Genomic DNA, 14,758 nt, shown 5'->3' with positions numbered 1-14,758 from the left:
TTTCACGCGGTCAGAACACGCTGGGATAGATGTAATAGGTGATGACCCGCTGAATGAACATGATGATCAGGATCAGGATGATCGGTGAGATATCGAGTCCGCCGAGACTCGGAAGCATCCGGCGGATCGGTGCCAGCACCGGTTCGGTGATCCGGTAGAGGAACTCCGCCACCGACGATACGAACTGGTTGCGCGTGTTGACGACGTTGAACGCGATCAGCCATGACAGGATCGCCGAGGCGATCAGCAGCCAGACGTAGAGATCGAGGACGATCAGAATGATGTCAAGAATGGCGCGCATGACGGGATTGGCTCGCGGGTTCGGTCGCGGATTCGACTACCCGCTAAATATCGGTTCATCCCCCCGCAAACAAGGGAAGTTCCCCGCGAATGCCGCGGAAAACATCGATTTCGACGTTCTTGACTTGGCATTCCCGCGGATTGTAAATGGCGGCGATTGCGGGGCTGCCTTCGAACCCATCGAGGCGGTCGCGTGGGGGCCATAGCTCAGTTGGTAGAGCGCGTCGTTCGCAATGACGAGGTCGGCGGTTCGAACCCGCCTGGCTCCACGCGTCGCCTTCGGCCACGCAGCCACGCAGGAAACAATGCGAAGCGCGCCCGGCGTAGCCCGCAGGGCAAAGGCGGGCCGAACCACACTCACTGCCCGGTAAACCGCGGCGGCCGCTTCTCCATAAAACTCGCCACCCCTTCGCGAAAATCGCGGCCACGCAACGCCACGGCCATTTCACGATTAGCGTCGATGGTGGCTTCGGCCAGCGTCTGGAACGGGACGTCGTAAAGCTGCCGCTTGATCACGGCGATCGCGCTTGGCGAGACGAAATCCGCGAGATCGCGCGCATAAGCGTAGGTCTGCTGACGCAACTGGTCTGCAGGATACAGCCGGTTTACCAGTCCGATGCGCAGCGCCTCCTCGCTGGAAACGCGGCGCGCCGAGATCAACAGGTCGAGCGCATTGGCATGGCCGACGATGCGCGGCAGCATCCAGCTGATGCCGTGCTCGGCGATCAAGCCGCGGCGCGCGAACGACGTGGTGAACACGGTATTATCGGCGGCGAACCGCAGGTCGCAATACAATGCGTGCACAAGGCCGATGCCGGCCGCCGCGCCGTTCAACATGCCGATCACCGGCTTTGCAATCGAGGGATAGAATGCATAGCGCGCCTGCCAGTCGGGCCGCCGGTTCATGTCGAATGGCGGCACACTCTCGGCGCGCCTGATGTCGTCGGGATCGAGCCCCTTCAGCGCGTCCATGTCCGCACCGGCGCAGAACGCGCGGCCGGCGCCGGTAAGGACGATGACGCGCACGCCGTCGTCCTTCGCCGCGGCCTCCATGGCGTCGCGCACGTCGCGCTCCATGGTCGGCGTCCACGCATTCATGCGGTCGGGCCGGTTGAGGGTGATGGTCGCGATCTTCTGGTCCACCTCATAGAGGATGTGCTGATAGGTCACGGCAAATCTCCCTGGCATCGTTGGTGGTCTGTTGCGACGGTATCGTTGTCTTGGCTTTGACGTCCGGTCCCCCTGGGCCGCGCCAGATAGTCGACCGTCTCCGGCCGGTCCTGCAGCCACCCGGTCCAGCGCGCGAAGACTTTGCTCATGCGATCCGGCGCCACCCCGAGCTGGGTCATCGCAATGCCGCCATTGACGGACTCGCGGTATTCAGCGATCAAGCCATCGCGCAGGATGAAGCGGCTCATGCCGTCGATCACGACATGCCGGCCTTTGAACCGCTCGATCTTGGAGGTGAAGCTCGACAGCGACCACGCATATCCTTGGATACCGTCGAACACCGGATCGAACATTTCCCATCGATAATCCGCGGCATCCCGATGGAAAAGATTTTGCATCATATACGCAATGTCGGCCCGGCCCTTATGCGGGCCGTAGATGTAATCGTGATAAACGGCGTCTTCGGTGAAATGGTTTGCGAAACGTGCGCCGTCGCCGGATTCCGCCGAATGCGTGAACTCGTTCAATAGTTTCGTGAAGTCGTCGCCGGTCATGTCGCTATCCCCTGGTGCCTGCCGATTGCTTAAGCCGCAGGCTTGGAATCGACACTATCACATCAGGGCTGCGCCATGCGCGGGCTGACCCGAGCACCCACCCTCTTCGTAAGGCTTTTCGAGTGATCGATGCCGGGTCAAGCCCGGCAGTGACGGGGTGTAACTATTCCGCGGCTTGGGCCATGACCAGTCCGGAGCCTGCAAGTTCGGGCATCCGTGCCAGCCAGCCATCGAGAAATGCCTTCAGCCAGGCACGCTCGGTCACATCATGAACCGCGCGGTCGGCGAAATGATGGTGACGCGGGCGGGCGCCGGGCAGACCGAGACGTTCATGGCCGCGCGTGGTCCAGCGGTGCATCATTGCGTAGGTCACGTCGGGATGAAACTGAAAGCCGAACGAAAGGCCGAAGCGGAAAGCTTCAATCGGAAAATCGCTGCCCTCGGCCAGCAGCTCGCCGCCGGCAGGCAAATCGAAACCTTCGCAATGCCAGTGATAAACGTGATCCGGCCAGTCCGGGCAGGTCGCGCGGCCGGCGGCTGTGGGCCGGATCGGATAATATCCGATTTGTGCGCGACCTTGCGGATGCGGCGCGACCCGCGCGCCAAGCTGCTTCGCCAGCATCTGTGCGCCGAGGCAAATCCCCAGGAACGGTCGCTGCTCCCGGAGCGGCACGGCGATCCAGTCGATTTCCTGCCGCACAAAATCGTCCGGGTCGTTCGCGCTCATGGGACCGCCGAAAATCACTGCGCCGGCGTGGCCGTCCAGCGTTTCCGGCAAGCAATCGCCAAAGCGCGGACGCCTGATGTCCAGCGGATGTCCCAACGCGCGCAGTACATTGCCTACGCGGCCCGGCGTCGATGTCTCCTGATGCAGGACGATCAATACCGGCAGCAGAGGCCGGGCGTTCAGGAAGCAGGCTGGTTCGTGTCTCAACATCCCGGGATCATGCCGCAGCTTGGTTAACGAAATATTTTCCAAGCAAAACGCGGGCCAAACAATGATCCTGGCAAGACCTAGGCTGCTGTCGGCGCTTTCGCAATTGAACCCTGCCGGTAACCGGCGACATGCGGCACCACCGCACGCCGACGCTCAAGGGGCTACGTTACCCTCGAACGGTCAAGCAACGATCTTGATATCGACCGTTACGGTTTCAGCCTCGTATCGGATCGTCACCTGCTTGTATTGGCCATCGTATTTCGGATCCTCGTACGCTCCATCGAGATCGGCCGGCTTGGCGCCGCGCCCTTGTATCGTCAGTTCAAGGATCAGGATCTCAGGGTTGATGCCCTGTGGAACCGCAGGGGCGAGTTCAACGGTTTGCCCCTCGTTGCCTTTCACCTTGCCTGTCACCCGCAACGAGAACGGCTTTGGCGGCATCATGTCGGCAACGGCTTCCCAATCGTGCAACTTCGTCATTTCCCCTCCTGGCGGTTGAAAAATTAGGTGCAATTCAGAAAGAGTAATCGATTTGGGGCCGTGCCGCCAGTTGACGAGGCTGAGCAAAACAGCTTGCGCGAAACCTGTGCGTCAGCGCTTCAGCTGAAGTCTGCCCACCGCAGCCAGAATGAAGCTGCGCGGAAACAGCCGCAGCAGAAACGGCACCGCCTTGATGCCGAGGCCGGGCAGCACCGCGCGCTTGTTGGCCATCAGGCCGCGATAGCCGGCACGCGCCACTTCTGCGGCTGAGACGTTCAGAACCACGGAATCGAACCCGGGCTTGAAACCGGCGCGCGCCTGAAATTCAGACGGTACCGGGCCGGGACAAAGCGCTGTGACGCGCACGCCGCGCGGGCCTAGTTCGCAGCGCAGCGCTTCGGTGAACGACAGCACATAGGCCTTGGAGGCATAATAGACCGCCATGCCAGGTCCCGGCAAAAACCCGGCGATCGAGCTGATATTGAGTATGCCGCCCCGGTGCCGGATCAGTTGGTCGGAAAACCGCAGCGACAAGTCCGTCAATGAGCGAATGTTCACCGCAATGATGCCGAGCTGGTCCGTGCGATTGATCTTGATGGCGTGGCCGAACTTGCCGAAACCCGCATTGTTGACGACGATCTCGACCTCGACACCCGCGGCGGCCAGCACTGCGGCGATCTTGTCGCCGGCATCAGGTTGTTGGAGATCGCTTGGAATGATGATCGGCGCCGCCCCGCCCGAGGCTACGATTTCCCTCGCCAGCGTTTCGAGACGATCAGCCCGCCGCGCCACCAAGGCGACCCGGTGGCCGTTCGACGCAAATACCCGCGCCAGTTCGGCGCCTATTCCCGCCGAGGCACCCGTAATCAGCGTCACGCGCTCAGTCACGATTGAATGCTCTTGAAATTATCTGCACACTACTTGGCGCTTCGCATTGCAGCAGACCATAGGCCTCAGGCGGGAGCAAGCCATTCGCGAGCGTATCGCCGTCATCAGGATGCGGCGGTGCTCAAATATTCGCAGCGGTGTGCAATTTCGTGCGTATTTCATCCAGCGCGATGACAATCGCCACATTAAAATTTTGTCATGCTCCCGCGTCTGGCATCGACGCGCGAGGCTTCCGAGCGTCAGATTGCCGCAGCAAACCGTCTCAGCCACCTGCGACAGGCGCGGGCCGATGGGCCGCGACCCGGTGCTTGAGATCGATACGGTCCCGGGACGACACGCCGAGTAGATCGGCCGCGCGCCAGACCACGTTGTCCTCGAACTCGGTGACCTGGCCATCGGCATAGACCAGTTCCCACATCATTTCGACGATGCGAAGCCTGCCCTCTTCATCTAACGAACGCATGATGAGGCTGGTGAAGTGATAAAGATCGACGGCCTCGCCCTCGACCAAGGTCGCCGACGCGATCAGTTGGTCCGCGGTGCCGCGATCAAGCTTGAACCTGCTTTCCAGCAGGCTGTGGAGTTTGCGTTTCTCGACGTCGGAAGGCTCGCCGTCGAGCGAGATGACGTGCACCAACAACGCCGTCGCCGCGAGGCGATAGCCGGTATCGTCAAATGCCTGACTTTCGTGCGCGGTGGGAGAAACAACGTCAGCAATGAATTGTCGCAGTTTGTCCAGCATCAATTTCTCAACCGAAATGTCCGAGGTCGCGCCCCGTCGGGCGGACGTTACCGCAGATATATGGGTTGAAACCCAACGCGCGCAATCCGTCCCGGCGTGGCCGCGTATTACGGTTCGGCAACGAAAACAGCCGTCATGGCCGGGCTTGTCCCTACTGGATTCACACATTTCGTCATACACGGGCTTGACCCGCGTATCCATCACTTCGAAATGCTCTTTTAAGGATGGATTGCCGGGTCAAGCCCTACTGAATTCACATATCCCGTCATACGCGGGCTTGACCCGCGTATCCATCCATCTTCGGAAAGAGTCGTTTCGAAGCGGATGGATTGCCGGGTCAATCTCGGCAATGACGACGAGATGCGTGCATCCAGTAGGGACAATCCCGGCCATTCACGTCTTTCTTGCTTAGAGACCGCCAAGACGTAGATGCCCGGCTCAAGGCCGGGCCTGCCAAAAGCGTCACGGAATTTCGTAAACGACGATCTTGTCGGCAATACCGCGCAGCGCCGCCTCCTTTTGAACAGGCTCGATCGAGGCGCTGCGCAGGATATCGGCGACTGCCGGCGAATCGATCACGGGACCTGTCACATGCATGGCGTGAGAGTTCGACAACCCCTGCACGCGCGCGGCAATATTGACAGTCTGGCCGAAATAATCCTGTCGCTCGTTGAGCATGACCGCGAGGCACGGCCCTTCGTGAATGCCGACCTTAATGATCAGGTCTTCCCTGCCGCGCTCCTTATTGAGCTCATCCATGGCCGCGCGCATCCGCAAGCCGGCGGTCAGCGCCTGTTCGGGCTTGATGAAGGTTGCCATCACGGCGTCGCCGATGGTCTTCACTACCGCGCCCTTTTCGGACGAAATGATCTCCAGCAGCGCGTGAAAATGCGCGCGGACCAGATCGAACGCGGCAAGGTCTCCGACGCGTTCATACAGCGCGGTGGAGCCCTTTAGATCGGTGAACAGGAATGTCAGCGAGGTGATCTTGAGCCGCTGGTCGATGTTGAGATTGTCGGCCTTGTAGACATCGCGAAAGGTCTGGTTGGTCAGCATCCGCTTGGCGGTGAGGATAGGCTTGCGCTTGCCCAGCATTTCATGAAGCGCATCGCCGGCGATCCAGACTGCGGGAAGCACCCGCACGTCGGACTGGTTTTCGAGTGTGAGCCGCAGGGGTCCGGGACGCATTTCCGTAGTTCCGGTCGGCGCATGCAGCTTGTTGAACACGATCGAGAGCTGCTGACGCTCGCGGGTCGGCTCGCCGCCGACGGCGAGAAACTGGGCCGAGTGGGTGACCGGCTCGAATACAATGACGAACTGATTGGGCAATTGCAGCGACAGCATCGCCTTCTCACCAGGCGGCAGTTCGATGGCTTCCAGCGTCGCCTCGTCCTTGAGGCGCATGAACTCATCTTTGTCGATGTCGATTCCCGAGCTCCAGAATATCTGCCGGAGATATTCCCAGAGCGGCAGCGTGTTGGGGTCGTGTGCCGCGATGCGCCGGACCCGGGGGCTGACCGTGAAGGCGACCTCGACCATCTCGTCGACCGAGGCTTCGTATCCGGCGGCGCAAAGCGCGCAATTGTAGTCGTCGTGGCGCAGCGATTTCAGCGTTGTGTGGGCATCGAGCACGCCACTACAGCCAGGGCACAACACATTCCAGGAGAGATCGAACAAGCCCAGCCGGGAGGCATGGAGAAAGCCGGAAATCGCCCGCTCCTCGTCAAGTCCGGTTCGCGCCGAAAAATCCAGCACGTTGATCCGGTTGAGGTCGCGATCCCCGCCGGTGTCGATCAGCTGCTCGATGGCTTCCGCTACCTGCGGATCGGTGGTTTGCCTCAGCACGGCATACAGGGCGCGAACGTCGCTCATGGCTTTGCTCAGCGCCGCGAGATGCGGAACATCGGCGAGCGATCCGGCTGCGTCGTCACCACGCCCACCGGCAGCACAGGTTTCTTGTCGAGAAGCTCGACGCGGAAAGCGCCGATGATTTTCGCAAGCGCCAGCACCGCCTCGACCAGCGCGAAATGCGCGCCGATGCAGACCCGCGCACCTACCCCGAACGGCAGATAGGCGAAGCGGTCGGGCGGCGGCACCCCCGGCATGAAGCGAGCCGGAATGAACGCGTTCGGCTCGTGCCACAATTTTTCATGCCGATGCAGCAGCCAGGGCGCGACCAGAACGATGTCATTCTTCTTGACCGGCAACCTCGCGATCATATCGGGACCATCGGCGGCGCGCGCGATGAGAAAGGCCGGCGGATACAGCCGCATGGTTTCGTCCATCACGGCGCGGGTGAATTTCAACCGCCCGATGTCGAGCGCGCCGTTCACATTCGCACCCTGCACTTCGATCGCCAGCTCTTCCTGCGTCGCCGGATCGAGCGCCAGCAGATACAGTGACCAGAACAGCGCCGTTGCGGTGGTTTCGTGGCCGGCCAGGATCATGGTCGCGATCTGATCGCCGAGTTGCTCGTCGGAAAAGGCGGCGCCGGTCTCCGGATCGCGCGCCGCACCCATCAGGTCGAAGAGATCGCGCGGCGGGGCACCGTCGTTCTTGCCGGCGGCGCGGCGCTCCGCCATCAGCATCGCCACGAAACGGGTCCAGCGCTTGCGGAAGAAGGCGCGCGAAATATCCTGCGGGCTCGGCCAGCCGAGCGGCAACAGCAGGTCGAGCAAATGCGGCCGCGCCAGCCGCGTGCCGTATTCCATTACGAAGTCGCGCAAGGCCGCACCGTGACGGTCCATCCCGAACGAGAACATGGTGCGGCCGGCAATCTCCAGCGTCATGCGCTGCATCGCTTCGCGCAAGTCCACCGGGCCGCCGCTCCCCGCCTGGAGTTTTGCGATCGTCTCATCGGTCGCCGTGGTCATGTGCGGGATCAGCATATTGACCGCACGGGGCGTGAACGCCGGCGCCAGCGTGCGGCGCTGATGCTTCCAGTTGCGGCCTTCGGCGATCAGCAGGCCCTCGCCGAGCATCGGCTTGAGCACGCGAACAGCCGCCGGGGTACGGACATAGTTCTCGTAATTGTCGACCAGCACATGGCGGATCGAGTCCGGCGTATTGAGAACAAAACTGCTGCGGCCGAAAAACTGGATCCGGATGACGTCCTCTTCGTAAGCGCGCTGACCCCAGCTTCCGATCGCGTTCTTGCGCATCGCCGCCACCCGCCCGAACGGGCCGATATTGGAGGGCGCGCGCGGCGGGGCCGGCGGCACCAGCGGCGGTCGCGCGGGCGGAATGTCGTAGGCTTCGGCAATGCTCACTTACGGCCTCGCAGTTGACGGTACCAGAACCGCATCCAGCCCATATAGTCCGGAATTCCGGCGCCAGCAGGGGCAGATTGGTAAAACCGCTAGGTCGTCAGCTCCACGACCGACATCCGGTTTTCCGCGGCCGGCCACGCCCGTGCGACAATGCGCTCCTGATTGAAAAGCGCCACCACGGCGCGGCCAGCCTCCGCGGCCGGAAGGCTAACAGTGCTGACCGAATCGGTCGGTACCCCCGATTTCACGTCCACAGGTTCCTTGCCGTCGAGCAGTACCACGTCGCGCGGCAGGCCGAAATAACCGCGCGGCCTCGACATGACGACGACCGCGCCGGTTGCTGCCTCGGCAGGGGCCAAAGGACGCGCCGCGCGCAAGTGCACCACCTCGGACGATCGCGGAAACGGCGAGCGGTAGAAATGCGTGGTGGTCGAACCCGCTGCGGTCAGCACCATCTCGAGATACCACGACGGATCGACTTGCGCCGGGCCCCAGCGTCCGTCCGTGCTGGTCTGCGACGCGTGTACCGCGCCGCCGATGCGCTCGCCGGTATCCGGGGATACGCGAAAAATTTCCACCAATGCGCCGGCGACCGGGCGATTGGTTTGCACGCCGCCGGGAGTGCCGGTGACGAGGCCGCTCAATTTGACCTCGGCCTCCGGCGCAATCGCGATGCGCTCTGGCTCGCGGCCGGCGATGAATTTATAGATCTCGCGGAACGCGCGCGGCGAAAACGCGGTTTCGCGGTGGTCGACGGGACCGAGCACGAGATTGATCGCGCCCTTGAGCGCGGGGCCGTCCGACGTAATGCCGGTCGATGTGCCCGGCTTGCCGACGAAGCGGCCGTCGGGCTGGGCATACTTGTCCATGCCGTCGCTGCGCAATGTCAGGAACGATGTGCCTGCTGTAACCTCCGTTTCGCCCTCATTGAGCCCGCGCAGGAACGGTCCACGGCCGTTGAACTCGCCGCCAGGGCCATCGTCCCAGTCATAGACGCCATGGTTGGGAACGCCGCACAGCACGGCGTGGCTGACATCCGCGGCTCCGCCGTTTTTGATAGTGCTGCGGATTGAATTGCCGCCGCGCGAATTGCCGACAAGGGCGATGCGCGCAGCTCCGGTACGGCGCTTCAGCTCCTTGATAGCCTCGCCGAGTTCGCGGCGCTGATCCTCGGTCGAGGACCGGTTCGGCTGCCCCACCGTGTCGTCGGTTCGCGCCAGCGGATCGGTGAAATTGATAGCGGCCATGCAGTCGCGGGGAATGCCGTTGGATTCCATCCGCCACAGCGTCGTCATCCACAAGGCCGCGTGGTCGCCATTGCCGTGGACGAACAGGATCGGCGGAATGTCCGCGGCTCCGGCGGGCGCGGCGCTGGTCTGGGCGGCGGCGCCGAAGCCAAAACCGTGAGCCGCCAAAGGCAGCACCGCGGTGCCCTTTAAAACCGTGCGCCGCGATAGGCTCATTGATACCTCCGTTATTTTTGCGCACCCTGACCGCGCTTCGGCGCAGGTTATAGCCGCAGGGGCACTGGACAGCCATGGAGTTTCGCAGGCATCACATGACGACTCGTTGAAATCAAAGGGTCGGACACCCCCGGCGCGCTATGGAACCGTTATGACTGACCTGCCGAAGCGATCGAGGCTTTCCGCCGACAGTATCGCAGCTCCGCTGCGCCATTCGATATTCCGCCGCATCTGGCTGGCCAGCCTGCTGTCCAATCTCGGGCTGCTGATCCAGGGCGTCGGCGCCGCCTGGGCGATGACCCTGATGACGTCGTCGGCCGACAAGGTCGCGCTGGTACAGACCGCCTTGATGCTGCCGATCATGCTGATCTCAATGCCGGCCGGCGCCATCGCCGACATGTATGACCGGCGCATCGTGGCGCTGATATCGCTCTCGATCTCGCTTGCCGGCGCCACCGCGCTCGCGGTAATGGCTTGGCTCGGCCTCGTCACGCCGAACATCCTGCTGGCATTCTGCTTCGTGGTCGGCTGCGGCATGGCGCTGTTCGGGCCGGCTTGGCAGTCCTCGGTCAGCGAGCAGGTGCCTGCGGAGACGCTGCCGTCCGCCGTGGCGTTGAACGGCATCAGCTACAATATCGCGCGCAGTTTTGGCCCCGCCATCGGCGGCATCGTGGTCGCCACGGCCGGTGCGGTAGCCGCCTTCGCTGCCAACGCGGTGCTGTATATTCCGCTGCTGGTCGTGCTGTTCCTGTGGCGCCGCACCAGCGAGCCCTCGCGGCTGCCGCGCGAGAAACTCACCCGGGCCATCGTCTCCGGCGTGCGCTATATCGCCAATTCGCCTTCGATCCGCATCGTGCTGACCCGGACGCTCGTGACCGGCCTGCTCGGCGGCTCGGTGTCGGCGCTGATGCCGCTGGTGGCGCGCGACCTCTTGCACGGCGGCGCGCAGACCTATGGCATCATGCTCGGCGCCTTCGGCATGGGTGCGGTGATCGGCGCGCTGAATATCGGCGAAGTGCGCAAACGGCTGAGCGGCGAAGGCTCCGTGCGGGTCTGCGCGATCACCATGGGGCTGGCGATTGCCGCGATCGCGATCAGCAAGGAGCCGGTGATCACCGCCGCGGCGCTGGTGCTTGCGGGATCGGTGTGGATGCTTGCCGTGGCGCTGTTCAACATCGGCGTGCAACTGTCGGCGCCGCGCTGGGTCGCGGGCCGCTCGCTGGCGGCGTTCCAGGCCGCGATCGCCGGCGGCATTGCCATCGGCAGCTGGGGCTGGGGCCATCTCACCGACATCGTTGGCGTTGAGACGGCGCTGCTGGTATCGGCCGCGGCGATGTTTGTCTCGCCGCTGCTTGGACTGTGGCTGGAAATGCCGCCGATCGGCGGCCGCAACGAGGCCGCCGATTTGCTGGCCGATCCGGAGGTCAGGCTTCCGCTCACCGGCCGCAGCGGGCCGCTGGTGGTGGAGATCGAATATCGCGTCGAGCAGAACAGCGCCCGCGCCTTTCACGGCCTGATGCAGGAAGTGCAGCTCAGCCGCCAGCGCAACGGCGCCTATGGCTGGTCGATCGCCCGCGACATCGCCGATCCCGAACTGTGGACCGAGCGCTATCACTGCCCGACCTGGCTGGACTATCTGCGCCAGCGCAACCGTTCGACGCAGTCCGAGCGCGATCTCCATTTGCGCGCGATAGCGTTCCACACCGGCATTGAGCCGGTGCGGGTCCGCCGCATGCTCGAGCGCCCGTTCGGCTCCGTGCGCTGGAAGGAAGATACCCCCGACCGCGCCGCCAGCGAGGTGCTGCCGGCGGCGACGCCGGCCGGAAGCAGCACATAAGTGCGCGCGGTTTTTTACCGCCGTCATTCCCGGGCGCGCGCGCGGCGAGCGAGCCTGGAATCTATAACGCCGGTATTCACGTTCAGCATCCAAATGCCGGTGCAGAGGAGTATGGATTCCCGGCGCACGCGAAGACCGTGTCCCGGAATGACGGAGTCTCGTTACTGCCCGTGATCCGTCAGCACCTTGGCGCAGGTCTTGCTCAGCCGCGCGCGGTTTTGCTTCAGACATCCAAGGACGACCATATCACCGTCATTCATCTGCCCCCGGCAAAATCGTGACACGTCGCGCGCGCAGCCCGGATCAGGCCGTCCGCTCTGGGCGGAAGCCGCGGAGACGATCAGAACTAAAGGGATGGCGAGCAGAATTCTGGTCATCTTGAATGCTTTCATGCCTATCAACGCGCAGAACCAAAATTGGTGCCGCAAGAGGGATTCGAACCCCCGACCCCGTCATTACGAATGACGTGCTCTACCAACTGAGCTATTGCGGCGGACCATCAGCGCTTCCGGCGTGGCCGGACGCTCGGCACCTGATATCGGGCAGCGCGCGGCTTTGCAAGAACCGGCGGGGTTCCAGAGCTGTGAAGCAGGCCGGTTTGGCTGCAATGCGCCGAATCCAACGGGGTATTCGCTCACCCGCCCCAGCGCGCCAGAAAGCCGCGCCAGCCGCCGGCCTGGACCTGCGCAGGATCGGCGGGCGGGGTGAATTCATCGCTTTGGGCCTCATCGTCGATCCCGGGATCGTCGGGCGCACGCAGGATGGGGATGACCGGAGGAACCGCGGACGCGCCGCCCTTGGCGAGATCCTGACGTTGCCGAAACATCGGCGGCGGCGTGACCGCAGGTTCGGCCGGCGATGACGGCGCAATTGGCGGCGAAGCCGTCGCTCCGGCAGTCGCGGGCAGATTATCCTGCGCGGCCGATCGCGCGGGGTCGGCCGAAGGCGCGCCGGACGGCACCGGCTCACTTAGGGCAGTCTCCTTGGCGACCTGGCGCGGCGGCGCCAGCATCGCTTCCTCGAACGGCGACGCCTCGACGGTGACGCCCTTGTCCGACGGCAGCGCCTCCACCGGCGTCTGCCATTGAAACGCATCGAGCCGTCCGGTGACCGGAGACACCGGCCGCCAGCGGTCGGACACATAGCCGTCCGCGGTCCATACCGGATCGTGCCGGGCGCGGACCGCGCGCAGCATCCACGCCCGCGCGCGGCCGCTATCTCCGTGCTCGCTGCGCTCAAGCTCCGCCATCAGCATCGCCACGCGCTGGGTCGGGCTTGCAATGAAAGGCGCGAGAACCTCGCGCGCGCGCAAAAATTCGCTGGCGTCGACGGCGGCACGCGCCACCGCCAGCGCGCTCTCGATATGGCCGGGCGCCTTGTCGGCCAGGGTTTCGACCCGGACCAGCCGCTGCCGCGCCGAATCACCAAGTTTGACATGGGCATAGGCGTCCGCGAGATCGGGATGCGGCTGCACTTGCCAAGCCGCCTCGATCAGCCGCATCGCGCGCCGGATCTGATGCGCCTCGCTCTGGTATTTGCCCGCCAGCACCGCCGCCGGCACCAGGGTCGGCGCGAGCTTGACCGCTTCCATGATGATTTCGCGCGACAGGTCGCGATCGAGATTCTCCAGTTCCAGCGCGCGCGCCGTCAACAGCACGCCGCGCTGTCGGCGCCAGCCGGCCTTGTCCAGCAATCCCGCGGCGAGGTTGTGGTCGAGAATGGCAAGCGCGCCGGTCCAGTCGCCTTTGGCACAGCGGAACCCCAGTACCGCCTGCGATGCCCACGTTGCTCCGGGCGACAGCTTCAACGCCTCTTCGGCGATGGTCACCGCGGCATTCGGATCGTCGGCGCGCTGCGCCTCAACGAACAATCCGCGCAAGCCGAGCAGGCGCGTATCCCCGCGCTCCGCCATGGCGCGGAAGGCGCGCTGGGCGCCCTCGCGGTCGCCCTCGAGTTGCGCCGACTGCGCGTGCAGCAGCAGCGTCAGCGGATCGTTGCCGGCATGGCGCCGCGCGACGTCGGCATGCGCGCGTGCGGCGCCGGAATCACCGTGGCCGACGGCGAGCAGTCCGTGAGTGATGGCGTGCCGGCCCCGCGCGTGACGCCGCTCGCGCCGCGTGCGGCGAGCCCGGGCCGGCATGCGCCAGAGTCCGCGCAGGATCGACCACGCCAGCATCGCCGCGACCAGGACGACGCCGAGCGCGAGCACGAATACCGGCAGCGACGTCTGCAGTCGCCAGACGCCCCACGACAGCGCGACGTCGCCGCTTTGCTCGGCAATCCATGCGGCGCCTGCGGCCGCGAGCGCGATCAGTACAAGAAACAGAATGATACGGTGCATCAGAATCCTACTGGGCCGGTTTATTGAGTGCCGCCATGGCGTCGGCCGCGAATTGACGGGAAGCCGCCAATGCGGCGTCGCGCGCATCGGCCTTGTCGATGAAGGACTGCGCGGCCGCCCGATCGGCGGGAGCCAGCGTTTTCAGTTCGCGCCGCGCCTCCGCGAGATCGTTGCGCAACGCCGCCGCGGTCACCCGCGCGACGATGGCGTTGCGATCGCTGCCGGAAATCGCGTCGGTGCGCTCGATGCGGACCAGCCGCGCGGCACCGGCCTGCAGCCGATCGACGATGCCCGGGCCGGCGACGGCGGTGTCCTGAGCCGGCGACAATTTCGGCAGCAACGCCAGAAGTTCGCGGTTGAGACCGTTGACGCTCGGAACGCCGGCGGCGGCGAAGACGTCGAGCGGCTTCAGCGCATCCGGAGTGACAAGCGGTTTGGCTGCTGCCAGTGCCGCCGTATAGGGTTCACCCGTCCGCACCGACACGTCGAGCAGGGACGCCGCCACGACGCGGCGCAGCGGCGCATCGTCTGCAGGCGTTGCGTTGCGCTTTGCAATCTCGGCGGAGAGTGCTTTGGCTGCGCTTTCGATCTGGGCGAGACGCGCATTGACAGCGGACAGGTCGGGCGGCGGAGGCGTTTCGCGCGGCGCCGATTTCATGGTCTCGAGCACCGCGGCGAGTTGCTGCGATCGCGCATCGGCCGCGCCCAGTTGGTCGCGCAGCGTTGCTACCGATTTCTCCAGCGCATCGAGTTGCGCTGCCAGCGCCGGATCAGGAG

The 14,758-nt window shown here is 64.2% G+C and carries 14 protein-coding genes and 2 tRNA genes; 2 read left to right on the top strand and 14 right to left on the bottom strand.

The window, feature by feature from the left end; translation table 11 throughout:
* Window positions 1–10 precede the first annotated feature (10 nt).
* The gene (locus ACFE72_RS19675) at window positions 11–301 is read right to left on the bottom strand and encodes a YggT family protein (protein WP_375414797.1); all 291 of its coding nucleotides are present in this window, start codon (window positions 299–301) and stop codon (window positions 11–13) included.
* A gap of 195 nt (window positions 302–496) precedes the next feature.
* On the opposite strand from ACFE72_RS19675, the gene ACFE72_RS19670 reads away from it, so the two are divergent.
* Window positions 497–569, top strand: a tRNA-Ala gene (locus ACFE72_RS19670).
* Window positions 570–657: 88 nt separating this feature from the next.
* On the opposite strand, the gene ACFE72_RS19665 is transcribed toward ACFE72_RS19670, so the two are convergent.
* The 9 genes from ACFE72_RS19665 to ACFE72_RS19625 form a co-directional block, all read right to left on the bottom strand.
* Window positions 658–1,470: an enoyl-CoA hydratase gene (locus tag ACFE72_RS19665; RefSeq protein ID WP_375414796.1), complete on the bottom strand. Its 813-nt coding sequence runs from the start codon at window positions 1,468–1,470 to the stop codon at window positions 658–660.
* A complete protein-coding gene (locus ACFE72_RS19660; RefSeq protein WP_375414795.1) occupies window positions 1,467–2,024 on the bottom strand; it encodes a nuclear transport factor 2 family protein in 558 nt (185 codons plus the stop codon). The genes ACFE72_RS19665 and ACFE72_RS19660 overlap by 4 nt, the downstream gene beginning before the upstream one ends.
* Window positions 2,025–2,187: 163 nt before the next feature.
* Window positions 2,188–2,961, bottom strand: a complete 774-nt coding sequence (locus tag ACFE72_RS19655) for a glutamine amidotransferase (RefSeq protein WP_375414794.1) — start codon at window positions 2,959–2,961, stop codon at window positions 2,188–2,190.
* A 180-nt stretch (window positions 2,962–3,141) separates the two neighbouring features.
* A complete protein-coding gene (locus ACFE72_RS19650) occupies window positions 3,142–3,441 on the bottom strand; it encodes a hypothetical protein (protein ID WP_375414793.1) in 300 nt (99 codons plus the stop codon).
* 111 nt (window positions 3,442–3,552) lie between these two features.
* Entirely contained in the window at window positions 3,553–4,329 is a 777-nt protein-coding gene (locus ACFE72_RS19645) for an SDR family NAD(P)-dependent oxidoreductase (RefSeq protein ID WP_375414792.1), read from the bottom strand.
* Between the two features lie 262 nt (window positions 4,330–4,591).
* Window positions 4,592–5,071, bottom strand: coding sequence for a TerB family tellurite resistance protein (locus ACFE72_RS19640; protein ID WP_375414791.1), 480 nt, complete (start codon window positions 5,069–5,071; stop codon window positions 4,592–4,594).
* A gap of 462 nt (window positions 5,072–5,533) precedes the next feature.
* A complete protein-coding gene (locus ACFE72_RS19635) occupies window positions 5,534–6,943 on the bottom strand; it encodes an adenylate/guanylate cyclase domain-containing protein (RefSeq protein ID WP_375414790.1) in 1,410 nt (469 codons plus the stop codon).
* Between the two features lie 8 nt (window positions 6,944–6,951).
* Entirely contained in the window at window positions 6,952–8,340 is a 1,389-nt protein-coding gene (locus tag ACFE72_RS19630; RefSeq protein ID WP_375414789.1) for a cytochrome P450, read from the bottom strand.
* Between the two features lie 89 nt (window positions 8,341–8,429).
* Window positions 8,430–9,803, bottom strand: coding sequence for a hydrolase (locus tag ACFE72_RS19625; RefSeq protein ID WP_375414788.1), 1,374 nt, complete (start codon window positions 9,801–9,803; stop codon window positions 8,430–8,432).
* A 151-nt stretch (window positions 9,804–9,954) separates the two neighbouring features.
* Here ACFE72_RS19625 and ACFE72_RS19620 point away from each other — a divergent pair, with 151 nt between their 5' ends.
* On the top strand, window positions 9,955–11,640 hold the full coding sequence (locus ACFE72_RS19620; protein ID WP_375414787.1) for an MFS transporter: 1,686 nt from the start codon (window positions 9,955–9,957) through the stop codon (window positions 11,638–11,640).
* Between the two features lie 161 nt (window positions 11,641–11,801).
* Here ACFE72_RS19620 and ACFE72_RS19615 read toward each other — a convergent pair whose 3' ends face one another.
* From ACFE72_RS19615 to ACFE72_RS19600, 4 genes are all read right to left on the bottom strand, one after another.
* Window positions 11,802–12,017 (bottom strand): hypothetical protein, encoded by a 216-nt coding sequence (locus ACFE72_RS19615; RefSeq protein WP_375414786.1) that lies wholly within the window; start codon window positions 12,015–12,017, stop codon window positions 11,802–11,804.
* A gap of 40 nt (window positions 12,018–12,057) precedes the next feature.
* Window positions 12,058–12,133, bottom strand: a tRNA-Thr gene (locus ACFE72_RS19610).
* Between the two features lie 141 nt (window positions 12,134–12,274).
* Window positions 12,275–13,981 (bottom strand): heme biosynthesis HemY N-terminal domain-containing protein, encoded by a 1,707-nt coding sequence (locus ACFE72_RS19605; RefSeq protein ID WP_375414785.1) that lies wholly within the window; start codon window positions 13,979–13,981, stop codon window positions 12,275–12,277.
* A 7-nt stretch (window positions 13,982–13,988) separates the two neighbouring features.
* The coding region (locus ACFE72_RS19600; protein WP_375414784.1) for a COG4223 family protein at window positions 13,989–14,758 on the bottom strand (770 nt) is incomplete at its 5' end.

The organism is uncultured Bradyrhizobium sp. (assembly GCF_964252615.1).
Lineage (GTDB): Bacteria > Pseudomonadota > Alphaproteobacteria > Rhizobiales > Xanthobacteraceae > Bradyrhizobium.
The sequence above is the reverse complement of the archived record's forward strand: the minus strand, read 5'-3'. Positions and strand labels throughout refer to the sequence as shown.

Coding starts and splice junctions, on each gene's coding strand:
- ACFE72_RS19620 (WP_375414787.1), top strand. CDS start 9,955: ATGACTGACCTGCCGAAGCGATCGAGGCTTTCCGCCGACAGTATCGCA.
- ACFE72_RS19650 (WP_375414793.1), bottom strand. CDS start 3,441: ATGACGAAGTTGCACGATTGGGAAGCCGTTGCCGACATGATGCCGCCA.
- ACFE72_RS19605 (WP_375414785.1), bottom strand. CDS start 13,981: ATGCACCGTATCATTCTGTTTCTTGTACTGATCGCGCTCGCGGCCGCA.
- ACFE72_RS19625 (WP_375414788.1), bottom strand. CDS start 9,803: ATGAGCCTATCGCGGCGCACGGTTTTAAAGGGCACCGCGGTGCTGCCT.
- ACFE72_RS19640 (WP_375414791.1), bottom strand. CDS start 5,071: ATGCTGGACAAACTGCGACAATTCATTGCTGACGTTGTTTCTCCCACC.
- ACFE72_RS19660 (WP_375414795.1), bottom strand. CDS start 2,024: ATGACCGGCGACGACTTCACGAAACTATTGAACGAGTTCACGCATTCG.
- ACFE72_RS19675 (WP_375414797.1), bottom strand. CDS start 301: ATGCGCGCCATTCTTGACATCATTCTGATCGTCCTCGATCTCTACGTC.
- ACFE72_RS19655 (WP_375414794.1), bottom strand. CDS start 2,961: ATGTTGAGACACGAACCAGCCTGCTTCCTGAACGCCCGGCCTCTGCTG.
- ACFE72_RS19635 (WP_375414790.1), bottom strand. CDS start 6,943: ATGAGCGACGTTCGCGCCCTGTATGCCGTGCTGAGGCAAACCACCGAT.
- ACFE72_RS19615 (WP_375414786.1), bottom strand. CDS start 12,017: ATGACCAGAATTCTGCTCGCCATCCCTTTAGTTCTGATCGTCTCCGCG.